This is a genomic window from Streptomyces californicus (assembly GCF_000717645.1).
Lineage (GTDB): Bacteria > Actinomycetota > Actinomycetes > Streptomycetales > Streptomycetaceae > Streptomyces > Streptomyces californicus.
Window position 1 is genome coordinate 74,192 of record NZ_JNZZ01000006.1, and the last position, 11,022, is coordinate 85,213.

An 11,022-nucleotide genomic window follows, 5' to 3' on the forward strand; every position below is an offset into this window, starting at 1 on the left:
GGTTACGCGCCGGACCGTTCCGTTCCGTTTCCGTCGTTCGCGGCCGCCTGCTTCCGCTCCCGCTTGGCCTCCTCCGCCTTGGCCTTCGCCTCCTCGGCGATCTGGCGCTTGGCGGCGGTGGCGTAGACGTCGACGTACTCCTGGCCGGAGAGCTTCATGATCTCGTACATGACCTCGTCGGTCACCGAGCGGAGGATGAAGCGGTCGCCGTCCATGCCCTGGTAGCGGCTGAAGTCGAGGGGCTCGCCGATCCTGATGCCGGGGCGCATGAGCTTGGGCATCACCTGGCCGGGCGGCTGGATCTTCTCGGTGTCGATCATGGCGACCGGGATCACGGGCGCTCCGGTGGCCAGCGCGACCCGGGCCAGCCCGCCGGGCTTGCCCCGGTAGAGGCGGCCGTCGGGCGAGCGGGTGCCCTCGGGGTAGATGCCGAAGAGGTTGCCGCTCTCGACGACCTGGATGCCGGCCTTGATCGCGGCCTCGCCCGCGCCGCGCGCTCCGGAGCGGTCGACGGGGAGCTGGCCGACGCCCTTGAAGAAGGCGGCGGTGAGCTTGCCCTTGACCCCGGGGGCGGTGAAGTACTCGGACTTGGCGATGAACGTGACCTTGCGGTCCAGCACGGCCGGGAGGAAGAACGAGTCGGAGAAGGAGAGGTGGTTGCTCGCGAGGATCGCCGGACCGCGCTCGGGAATGTTCTCCAGGCCCTCCACCCACGGCCGGAAGGCGAGCTTCAGGGACCCGCCGATGGAGAACTTCATTGCGCCGTAGATCAACTCTGGTGCCTCCTGTGTGCTGTCCGTAGACCTTAGCCTGTGGGACCTCCTCCTCCCCCGCCCGCCCGGGGGCCGCCCGGCCGGACTGGGAGCCCGCGCGGGGCCGGGACGGCCCTGGTCGGTGTCGGTCCGGTCGCGTACGGTGAAGTCATCCGTCAAGCACTCCCCCAGGTGCGTCCTCCCCCGCCCCGTCCCACGAACAGGAGACCCTGGTGCCGGTCCTCCCTGGAGCCGAGCCGTTCCGCCACGAGGGCGGAGAGGTCGGCGTCCTCCTCTGTCATGGCTTCACCGGATCCCCGCAGTCGCTGCGCCCCTGGGCCGACCACCTCGCCGAGCGGGGGCTGACGGTCTCGCTGCCGCTGCTGCCGGGCCACGGCACCCGCTGGGAGGACATGGCGGTCACTGGCTGGCAGGACTGGTACGCGGAGGTGGACCGGGAGCTGCGGATCCTCGTCGGGAAGTGCGAGCGGGTCTTCGTCTTCGGGCTCTCCATGGGCGGGGCGCTGTCCCTGCGGCTCGCGGCCAAGCACGGCGACGCGATCAGCGGTCTGGTGCTGGTCAACCCGGCCAACAAGGTGCACGGCCTCTCGGCGTACGCGCTGCCGGTCGCCCGTCATCTGGTGCGGACGACGAAGGGCGTGGCCGACGACATCGCGCTGCCCGGCTCCCACGAGGTGGGGTACACCAAGGTGCCGCTGCACGCCGCCCACTCGCTGCGGAGGTTCCTGGCGCTGGTCGACGGGGAGCTGCCCCAGGTGACCCAGCCGCTGGTGCTGCTGCGCAGCCCGCAGGACCACGTCGTGCCGCCCGCCGACAGCGCGCGCGTCCTGAGCCGGATCTCCTCCACGGACGTCGAGGAGATCCTGCTGGAACAGAGCTACCACGTGGCGACGTTGGACCATGACGCGGAGCGGATCTTCGATGAGAGCTACCGGTTCATCGGCCGTCTCGCACCGAACGTCGGGATGAAGGGGAGCACGTCCGGTGGCTGAGAACGACGCGGAGCGCACGAGCGGCGACGAGGAGCGCGAACCGCGCCCCACCGAGCCGGCGGCCGTCCCGGAGGGGACGGCGAAGCCGGCCGGGGCCGAGGGGGCGGAGCAGGAGCGGGCGATCGACGAGGACGCGGCGTGGGCCGCGATCGTCGCGGGGTACGGGGAGGAGCCGCCGGACCCGCCGGGCGCCAAGCCGTTCAAGTCGATCGAGGACCTGGCTCTGCTGGAGGAAGACCAGCTCAACGCGGTGGGGCCGGACGGCTCCGCCGGGGGTCCGGCGGACAAGGGATCCGGCAAGACGCCCCCGAAGCCGCCGGAGAAGAAGCCGCTGGGCAGTTCGGTGGTCTTCGCGCCGGGCGTCGCGGGTCCGCGCGACTACGAGCTGCCCGGGTCGAAGGACGACGGGGTCGGCGCTCCGGACGACGGGGACGAGGGCCATTTCGTGCCCCCGGAGCCGCCGCCGCTGCCGGAGGCCGACGTCACCGCGAAGTTCGCCTGGCTCGCGGTGATCGGCGGGCCGGTGCTGATGCTGGTCGCGGTGCTGTTCCAGTGGGAGATGACGTGGTGGCTCACCACGCTGTGCATCGGCGGCTTCCTCGGCGGCTTCGCCACCCTGGTGGCCCGGATGCCGCACGACGACGATGACGACACCTACGACGACCCGGGGCGCGGCGCGGTCGTGTAGGGCGGGTCCGGCGGATCCCGGCGCGGTCGTGCAGGGCGGGGGGTCCGGCGGATCCCGGCGCGGTCGTGCAGGGCGCGTCCGGCGGATCGTGACCGGGTCCGCGTCGCCCGGTGCGGCCTGTCCGGTTCCGTTACGCCCGGCACGCCCCGGGTCACCCGGCGGCGGGGACCCTGAGGGCGGCCAGGACCGGCAGATGGTCGGTGGCCGCCCTCAGGTCGTCCTCGCTCACGCCGGGCAGCCCGGTCGGCACCCCGCAGCCGAGCACCTCGATGCCCGGTGTCGCGAAGACCGCGTCGATGCGCTTACGGGGCTCCGGGGGCGGGAACGTCAGCTCGCCGCCCCACGGGGCGACGGCCCGGCAGTCCTGGAGCGGCCCGGCCAGGCGCCGGAACGCGTTCCCGGTCGGTACGTCGTTGAGGTCGCCGCCCGCCACGGCGTGCTCCACTCCCATCGCGGCCAGCCGCTCCAGCAGCAGGTCGGCCTGGGCGAGCCGTTCGTCGCGCTGGAGGCTCAGGTGGCAGCTCAGCACCCCGAGGCGGGCGCCGCCGATCCGCACCACGGCGGTGGCGAAGCCCCGGCGGTGCAGGCCGGGGGTACGCGGCAGCAGGACGTCCTCGGTGCGCTCGACGCCCGCCCGCAGCGAGCACAGCAGCAGGGGTCCGGCGGCGGTGGCCCCGCCGCTCAGCACGAGCAGATCGCTGCTCCTGGCGAGCCGCGCGGCGGCCTTGCGCCAGCGGAAGAAGCGCGGGGCCTCCTGGACGAGGACCAGGTCGGGGGCGCAGGCGCGGATGACGCGGGCCAGGGCCTCGGTGTCGTCGCGCATCGAGCGGACGTTGTAGCTCAGCACCCGGACGACGGCTGAACCGTCCGCCTCGGTACGGGAGTCGGGCAGGGGCGTCAGGACCATGCGGGCCACGATACGACGGACGCCCGCCGCTGCCCCGGAGGGCGGCGGCGGGCGTCGGGTGCGTCGTGCGCGGGTCCGGATCAGCCCTGGCGGGCGAGGTCGGCCGCGCCCACGAGCCCTGCCTTGCCGCCGAGTTGGGCGGCGAGGACCTGGGCGTGCGGGCGCCATTCGCCGCCGATCAGCCAGCGCCGGAACGACTTGCGGATCGGGTCGAGGACCAGCTCGCCCTCGTCCGAGACGCCGCCGCCGACGATGAACGCGGACGGGTCGAACAGCGAGGCGAGGTCGGCCAGTCCGGCGCCGGCCCAGCGGGCCAGCTCGCGGAAGGAGTCGATGGCGACCGGGTCGCCCTGGCGGGCGGCCTCGCTGATGTGCTTGCCCTCGATGCCGTCCACCGAGCCGTCGCCGAGGCCGAGGAGCACGGTGGCGTTCTCGGGGGTGGCGTTGGCACGCTGCTTGGCGTACCGGACCAGTGCGCGGCCGGAGGCGTACTGCTCCCAGCAGCCCTGGCTGCCGCAGCCGCAGAGCAGACCGTCCGGGACGACCCGGATGTGGCCGAACTCGGCGGCCACGCCGAAGCGTCCGCGGCGCAGCTTGTTGCCGATGATGATGCCGCCGCCGAGGCCGGTGCCGAGCGTGATGCAGATGACGTCGTCGTGGCCCTGGCCGGCCCCGAAGCGGTATTCGCCCCAGGCCGCGGCGTTGGCGTCGTTCTCGACGACGACGGGCAGGCCGACGCGCTGTTCGACCTTGTCCTTGAGCGGCTCGTGGCGCCAGTCGATGTTGGGCGCGAACAGGACGGTGGCACGCTTGTCGTCCACGTAGCCGGCGGCGCCGATGCCGACGGCCTCCACGTCGTGTCCGTCGCTCGCTCCGGCGACCGCCGCGCAGATCGCGTCGACGATGCCTTCGGCCGTCGGCGGGGTCGCCACCTTGAACGTCGAGAGGATCCGGCCCTCTTCGTCGACCACTCCAGCCGCGATCTTCGTGCCGCCGATATCGACGCCGATGGTGAGTCCCATGAATCCCTCAGTTCCGGTCGAGCCCCGCTAGGGCCAACCGTACCCGAGGCCGGGCCCCGCACCGGCCGGAGCCGGTGGGTACCGGCCGCTGTGCGCGGCCGGTACCGGGCGGCCGGGCCGTCAGTCGAGGTCGATGCGCTCGGTGCCGGAGGGGCCTTCGTCGCGGGGGTCGGCGGGGTCGTCGGCGGGCTTCTCCGCCGGGCGGGACGAGCCGGACGCGCCGTCGGTGGTGCGGGTCCAGCGGCTCTCCTGGCCCTCGACCGCGGAGCGGTAGGCGGCGAGGAGTTCGCTGCCGGCCGCCGCGAGGTGGTCGAAGACCTGGGGGTTGCGTTCGATGACCGGCTCGACGGCGGACCTGGCCTGCCGGATGGCCTGCTGGACCGCGCCCTGGGCGGCGATGCCGAGGAGCGGGGTCTGGAGCGAGGAGACCTTGTCGGCGACGGCGTCGACGAGCTTGCGCAGCTCCTCGGCGGCCGAGCCGGGCGGGGGCCCGTACCGGGCGCGGCGGCGGGCCTGCTCGGAGGCGAGGTCCTCGGCGCAGGCGTCGGCCCACGCGTCGCCGTCGACGGGACGATCGGTGGCTTCACTCATGGCGGGCTCCTGCGACGCGGGCGGCCGACGGTCGGCCTGCGGTTCGCGTACCACCGACGTTACCCGAACGGCCCCGGGCGGTTCAGGTGGTGCGCGGCCACAGCGCCGGATCGGGCGTGAACCGGACCCGCAGCACCCCGTCGGTCAGCGCGGCGCCGGAGACGGTGCAGCGGCGCAGCGCGGAGGCGATCCGCACGATCCGGTGGAAGGGGCCGACGGTCAGGAGGAGTTCGTCGCCGCGGCGGACCAGGCGCAGGTGCTCCTTGGCGGCCCCGGGCAGCGGCAGGCACCAGGTGAGGGTGGTGGCCCCGTCCTCGGCGTCCCGCTCCTCCTCGGTCCACCACGGCTCCCCGGCCCGGCCCGGCGTACGGGTGTCGGGGGCAGGGATCTCCAGGGCGGCGAGGTCGTCCGGGCCGTGCGGGTCGCGGCCCAGGTGGGCGGCCTCGTGCACGGGGAGGCCCGGGGCGTCCTGGCGCCAGTGGTCGAGGCACTTCTCCTGCTGGGCGGCGAGCCCGGCGAACCAGGGGTCCGAGGAGTGGCGGGGCAGGACGCGGGAGGCGACCAGCAGGTCGGCGCGGAGCCCGTACAGCGCGAGGCCGGTCCGGGCGGTGCGCAGGGCGTCCTCGGCGGCCGGGCCGGGCTCCGCGACCAGCCGGAGCGTGGTGGAGGCGTCCTCGATCAGCGCCTGGACGGCGGCCAGTTCGGCGTCCTTGCGGGCGGCGGCCTCGTACAGCCACTGGGCGGGCATCGGGACCCCGGCGAGCTGGGCGAGGACCGGGCGCAGGGCGCGGGCGGCCTGGCGTTCGGCGGGGAGGAGCCGGCGCAGGTAGCGGCGGAGCTGTTCGGGGAGGGCGAGCAGTGCCAGCGCCTCGGTCAGCGGTGGCAGGTCGACGACGAGGACGTCGTAGCCGGACCAGTCGCCCTCGGCGGCGCGGCGCAGGGCGTGCAGGAGGGCGAGCTGCGGGGCGCCGGGGAGTTCGGTCAGCTCCTCGCCGTCGAGCCGGCCCGCGCCGAGCAGGTCCAGGAGGCCGGAGGCGCGGTCCTGGAGGTCGGTGAGTTCGGCGCGGAAGTGCGCGCCGGAGTCGATGCGGGCGTGGTCGAGCGGGCCGGCGACCCGGGTGGGCTCGGCGGCGGCCGGGAGGCCGGGTATCGGCTCGGCGGAGAGCAGCAGGGTGCGGGCGCCGTCCGCGGCGGCGGCCAGGGCCGTGGCCGCCGCGACGGTGGTACGGCCCGCGCCGCCGGGGCCGGTGACCAGGACCGTACGCACGGGGCTCAGGTCCCCGGGGCGGACTCGACGCGCTTCTTGAGGCCGGCGAGGGCGCGGTCGATGATGACCTTCTCGGCCTTGCGCTTGATCATGCCGAGGAGCGGGATCTTGACGTCGACGGCGAGCCGGTAGGTGACCTCGGTGCGCGTGCCGCCGGCGAGCGGGGTGAGGGCGTAGGTGCCGTCGAGGGAGCGCAGCATCTGGGACTTGACCAGGCTCCAGCTGACCTCGTTCTCGCCGGTCCAGGTGTAGGAGAGGACGTGGTCGTCCTTGATCGCGCCGGCGTCCAGGACGAGGCGGACCCGCTCGGCGCGGCCCCGGTCGTCGGTGGCGAGGACCTCGGCCTCCTTGACCTCGCCGGTCCACTCCGGGTAGCGGGCGAAGTCGGCGATCACGCCCATGACGTCGGCCGGCGCCGCCTCGATCGTGATGCTCGAGCTGGTGTGTTCAGCCATCGCCGTGGCCCTCCAGTGCGGTGTAACCGGTCCCGTTCGGCAGAGGTCTGCCGCTGTGCAGGCTATCGCGTGCCCAGGGCGCTCCGGTCCGCGGCCCGGCGGCCCGCGTTCACCAGCTCAGCGCCCAGGGGGTCCCGGTGGAGGCGAAGTGGCCGACGTTGACGCACTCGGTGGCGCCGATGCGCATCCGGCGGACCAACGGCTGGTGAACATGGCCGAAAAGCGCGTATCGGGGGCGGGTCGCGCGTATCGCCTCCAGCAGGGCCGGGCTGCCGCGCTCGAAGCGGCGGGCGACGGTGTCGTACGTCAGCTCGGGGACCTCGGGCGGGATGTGCGAGCAGAGGACGTCCACCTCGCCGAGCGCCTCGACCTTGGCGGCGTACTCCTCGTCGCTGATCTCGTACGGGGTGTTCATCGGCGTCCTGAGCCCGCCGCCGACGAAGCCGAAGACCCGGCCGCCGATCTCGACGCGCTCGCCGTCCAGCACGGTGGTGCCCGGCCGGGTGTACTCGGGCCAGAGGTCGGGGACGTCGACGTTGCCGTAGGTGGCGTACGTCGGAGTGGGGAAGGCCGCGAAGAGTTCGGCGTACTGTCTGCGCACCGCGCCGAGGATCTCCGCGTTGCGGTCGCGGCCCGCCCACAGCTCGCGGCCGAAGGCTCGGGCCTCGTCGTAGCGGCGGGCGGTGCGCAGGGCGACGATGCGGTCGGCGTTCTCCACGCCGAACAGATCGGGGAAGATGCCGCGCGAGTGGTCGGCGTAGTCGAGGAAGAGCACCAGGTCACCGAGGCAGATCAGGGCGTCGGCGCCGTCTCCGGCGCGGGCCAGGGCCTCGGTGTTGCCGTGCACGTCGCTGACCACGTGGATCCGGGTGGGCCGGGTGGCCGCGCCCCCGTCGTCCGGTTCGCTGCCTCGCATGGGATCACCCTAGGCGGCCCGCTCCTTCGCTGGGTAGACCGTCCGGACCTGCGGTTACTTCCACGTCGGGACGGCTGTGGACTACTGTGCGCGAAAGGGCCATTTATATGTGTGATGCATAAGACATCTGGCCGGAACCCCCTATCCGGAACCGAGTACCGGTGGGTAACGTCCCGGGCAGTCCAGTCGTGCTCACCCCACTGAGCACCCGCCATTCCTGGACAGCAGCCGGTGCGTCACACAGAGCCGTGGCACCGGAGCCCGATGAGGAGCAGCAGTCTTGCGCGAGTTCAGCCTTCCGGCCCTGTACGAGGTCCCGACGGACGGCAACCTGACGGATCTCATCCGCCGCAATGCCGCTCAGCATCCCGATGTCGCGGTCATGGGCCGCAAGGTGGGCGGCGTCTGGACGGACGTCACCGCCACCGAGTTCCTGGCCGAGGTGAGAGCCGCCGCCAAAGGGCTGATCGCCTCCGGGGTGGAGCCCGGCGACCGGGTCGCCCTGATGTCGCGCACCCGCTACGAGTGGGTGCTGCTGGACTTCGCGATCTGGAGCGCGGGCGCGGTGACCGTGCCGGTGTACGAGACCAGCTCCGCCGAGCAGGTGCAGTGGATCCTCGGTGACTCCGGGGCGGTGGCGGTGCTCGTGGAGAGCGACGCGCACGCCGCCGCGGTGGCCTCCGTACGGGACGCGCTGCCCGGTCTCGCGCACGTGTGGCAGATCGACGACGGCGCGGTGGAGGCGCTGGGCGCGGCGGGGGCCGAGGTCTCGGAGGAGACCAGCGACCTGCGGATGCGCAGCGCCAAGGCGGACGACCCGGCGACGATCGTCTACACCTCGGGCACCACGGGCCGCCCCAAGGGCTGTGTGCTCACCCACCGCAGCTTCTTCGCGGAGTGCGGCAACGTGGTGGAGCGGCTGAAGCCCCTCTTCCGTACGGGCGAGTGCTCGGTGCTGCTGTTCCTGCCCGCCGCGCACGTCTTCGGCCGGCTGGTCGAGGTGGCGTCGGTGATGGCTCCGATCAAGCTCGGCTGCGTCCCCGACATCAAGAACCTCACCGACGAGCTGTCCGCGTTCCGGCCGACGCTGATCCTGGGCGTGCCCCGGGTCTTCGAGAAGGTCTACAACGCGGCCCGCGCCAAGGCGCAGGCGGACGGCAAGGGCAAGATCTTCGACCGGGCGGCCGACACGGCGATCGCCTACAGCCGGGCGCTCAGCACCCCGCAGGGCCCGGCCCTGGGGCTGAGGCTCAAGCACAAGCTCTTCGACAAGCTGGTCTTCGGCAAGCTGCGCGCCGTCCTCGGCGGCCGCGGCGAGCACGCGATCTCCGGCGGCGCCCCGCTGGGCGAGCGGCTCGGCCACTTCTTCCGGGGCATCGGCTTCACCGTCCTGGAGGGCTACGGCCTGACCGAGTCGTGCGCGGCCACCGCGTTCAACCCGTGGGACCGTCCGAAGATCGGCACGGTCGGCCAGCCGCTGCCCGGTTCGGTGGTCCGGATCGCGGACGACGGCGAGGTGCTGCTCCACGGCGAGCACCTGTTCACCGGCTACTGGCACAACGAGGCGGCGACCGCCGAGGCGCTGGCCGACGGCTGGTTCCACACCGGGGACATCGGCACGCTGGACGAGGACGGCTACCTCGCGATCACCGGCCGCAAGAAGGAGATCATCGTGACGGCGGGCGGCAAGAACGTCGCCCCGGCCGTCATCGAGGACCGGATCCGCGCGCACGCCCTGGTCGCGGAGTGCATGGTGGTCGGCGACGGCCGCCCGTTCGTCGGCGCGCTGGTCACGCTGGACGAGGAGTTCCTGGGCCGCTGGGCGCGGGAGCACGGCAAGCCGGCGGACTCCACGGCCCTGTCGCTGCGCGACGACGCGGAGCTGCTGGCCGAGGTGCAGCGCGCGGTGGACGACGGGAACGCGGCGGTCTCCAAGGCCGAGTCGGTGCGCAAGTTCCGTATCCTGCCGACCCAGTTCACCGAGGAGGCGGGCCACATCACGCCGTCGCTGAAGCTGAAGCGCAACGTGGTGGCGAAGGACTTCTCGGACGAGGTGGAGTCGATCTACCGCGGCTGAGCGGTGCACGCGTACGAAGGGGCTCGCGCCTGGTGACCAGGCGCGAGCCCTTCGCGGCAGTTCGCGGGCCCTTCGCGGTAGTCACCGTCACAGCAGGGTCTTGAGCTTCTCCGCCAGCAGGTCCCAGCGCCACTTCTCCTCGACCCAGGCCCGGCCGCGCTCCCCCATCCGCTGCCGCAGCTCCGGGTCCCCGAGCAGCGTGACGATCCGGTCGGCGGCGTCCTCGGCGCTGCCGCCGCGCACCACCCAGCCGGTCTCGCCGTCCAGCACCGCGTCCGGGGCGCCGCCGGAGTCACCGGCCACCACGGGCAGCCCGGTCGCGGACGCCTCCAGGTAGACGATGCCGAGCCCCTCCACGTCGAGGCCGCCGCGCCGGGTCCGGCACGGCATCGCGAAGACGTCGCCCGCCCCGTAGTGCGCGGGCAGTTCCGCCCAGGGCACCGCCCCGGTGAAGCGCACGGCGTCCCGCACCCCGGTCTCCTCCGCGAGCCGCCGGAGGTCCTCGGCGTAGGGTCCGCCGCCGACGATCAGGAGCACCGCGTCCGGCACCTGCGCGAGGATCGCGGGCATCGCCAGGATCAGCGTGTCCTGGCCCTTGCGCGGCACCAGCCGGGAGACGCAGACGACGACGGGGCGGTCGGAGAGGCCGAGCCGGGCCCGGACCCGGTCCCCGCCGGAGGCCGGGTGGAAGGTCTTCTCGTCGACGCCGGGGGGCAGTTGGACCATGCGCCCGGCCGCGTCCGGGGTGAGCGCGGCGGCGATCCGGGAGCGGGTGTACTCCCCCAGGTAGGTGATCGTGTCCGTGCCCTCCCCGATCCTGCGCAGCAGTTGCCGGGAGGCGGGCAGCTGCGCCCAGGCGGCCTCGTGCCCGTGGGTGGTGGCGACCAGCCGGCGCGCGCCCGCGCGGCGCAGGGCGGGGGCCATCAGGCCGAGCGGGGCGGCGGCGCCGAACCAGACGGAAGTGCAGCCGTGTTCGCGCAGCAGGCCGGCGGCCCGGCGGGTGACGCGCGGGGTCGGCAGCAGCATCGTCGTACGGTCGCGGACCACGGTGAAGGGCTGCTCGGCGTCGAAGGCTGCGGTGGCCGCCGCGCCCTCCTCGCCGCGCTTCCAGGTGGAGGCGTAGACGACGACGCGGTCGGGATCCAGGCGCAGCGCCATGTTGTGCAGGAACGCCTGGATGCCGCCGGGGCGGGGCGGGAAGTCGTTGGTCACGATCAAGGTCTTGTCCATCGCCGCCGACAGTACCGAACGGCCGCGCTTCACCGCTCCCGCGGCCTCCCGGCGGCATCATGATCCGCCGGGGGCGGCCGGAACGGACGACGACAGGTGCGGCG

11 protein-coding genes are annotated in these 11,022 nt (G+C 73.6%); 3 read left to right on the forward strand and 8 right to left on the reverse strand.

What is annotated here, in order from left to right:
* Window positions 1-2: 2 nt before the first annotated feature.
* Complete coding sequence (locus IF19_RS0109690; protein WP_030117827.1) at window positions 3-773, reverse strand: lysophospholipid acyltransferase family protein; 771 nt, start codon at window positions 771-773, stop codon at window positions 3-5.
* Window positions 774-985: 212 nt separating this feature from the next.
* Here IF19_RS0109690 and IF19_RS0109695 point away from each other — a divergent pair, with 212 nt between their 5' ends.
* Window positions 986-1,765 (forward strand): alpha/beta hydrolase, encoded by a 780-nt coding sequence (locus IF19_RS0109695; RefSeq protein WP_030117828.1) that lies wholly within the window; start codon window positions 986-988, stop codon window positions 1,763-1,765.
* On the forward strand, window positions 1,758-2,453 hold the full coding sequence (locus IF19_RS0109700) for a hypothetical protein (RefSeq protein WP_030117829.1): 696 nt from the start codon (window positions 1,758-1,760) through the stop codon (window positions 2,451-2,453). The genes IF19_RS0109695 and IF19_RS0109700 overlap by 8 nt, the downstream gene beginning before the upstream one ends.
* Window positions 2,454-2,604: 151 nt before the next feature.
* On the opposite strand, the gene IF19_RS0109705 is transcribed toward IF19_RS0109700, so the two are convergent.
* The 6 genes from IF19_RS0109705 to IF19_RS0109730 all read right to left on the reverse strand — a co-directional run bounded on the left by IF19_RS0109705 (window position 2,605) and on the right by IF19_RS0109730 (window position 7,611).
* Window positions 2,605-3,360 (reverse strand): endonuclease/exonuclease/phosphatase family protein, encoded by a 756-nt coding sequence (locus IF19_RS0109705; RefSeq protein ID WP_030121796.1) that lies wholly within the window; start codon window positions 3,358-3,360, stop codon window positions 2,605-2,607.
* Window positions 3,361-3,440: 80 nt separating this feature from the next.
* Window positions 3,441-4,382 carry an ROK family glucokinase gene (locus IF19_RS0109710; RefSeq protein ID WP_030117832.1) on the reverse strand — a complete coding sequence of 314 codons (942 nt, stop codon included), beginning with the start codon at window positions 4,380-4,382 and terminating at the stop codon, window positions 3,441-3,443.
* Between the two features lie 120 nt (window positions 4,383-4,502).
* The gene (locus IF19_RS0109715) at window positions 4,503-4,973 is read right to left on the reverse strand and encodes a DUF5304 domain-containing protein (protein ID WP_030117833.1); all 471 of its coding nucleotides are present in this window, start codon (window positions 4,971-4,973) and stop codon (window positions 4,503-4,505) included.
* An 82-nt stretch (window positions 4,974-5,055) separates the two neighbouring features.
* Window positions 5,056-6,240, reverse strand: coding sequence for an ArsA family ATPase (locus IF19_RS0109720; protein ID WP_030121795.1), 1,185 nt, complete (start codon window positions 6,238-6,240; stop codon window positions 5,056-5,058).
* Window positions 6,241-6,245: 5 nt separating this feature from the next.
* Window positions 6,246-6,695 carry an SRPBCC family protein gene (locus tag IF19_RS0109725; protein ID WP_030117835.1) on the reverse strand — a complete coding sequence of 150 codons (450 nt, stop codon included), beginning with the start codon at window positions 6,693-6,695 and terminating at the stop codon, window positions 6,246-6,248.
* Window positions 6,696-6,804: 109 nt separating this feature from the next.
* The gene (locus tag IF19_RS0109730; RefSeq protein ID WP_030117836.1) at window positions 6,805-7,611 is read right to left on the reverse strand and encodes a metallophosphoesterase family protein; all 807 of its coding nucleotides are present in this window, start codon (window positions 7,609-7,611) and stop codon (window positions 6,805-6,807) included.
* Window positions 7,612-7,891: 280 nt separating this feature from the next.
* Between IF19_RS0109730 and IF19_RS0109735 the strand changes: the two genes are divergently transcribed.
* Window positions 7,892-9,688, forward strand: a complete 1,797-nt coding sequence (locus IF19_RS0109735; protein ID WP_030117837.1) for an AMP-dependent synthetase/ligase — start codon at window positions 7,892-7,894, stop codon at window positions 9,686-9,688.
* A gap of 87 nt (window positions 9,689-9,775) precedes the next feature.
* Here IF19_RS0109735 and IF19_RS0109740 read toward each other — a convergent pair whose 3' ends face one another.
* Entirely contained in the window at window positions 9,776-10,918 is a 1,143-nt protein-coding gene (locus IF19_RS0109740) for a glycosyltransferase family 4 protein (protein WP_030277307.1), read from the reverse strand.
* Window positions 10,919-11,022 lie beyond the last annotated feature (104 nt).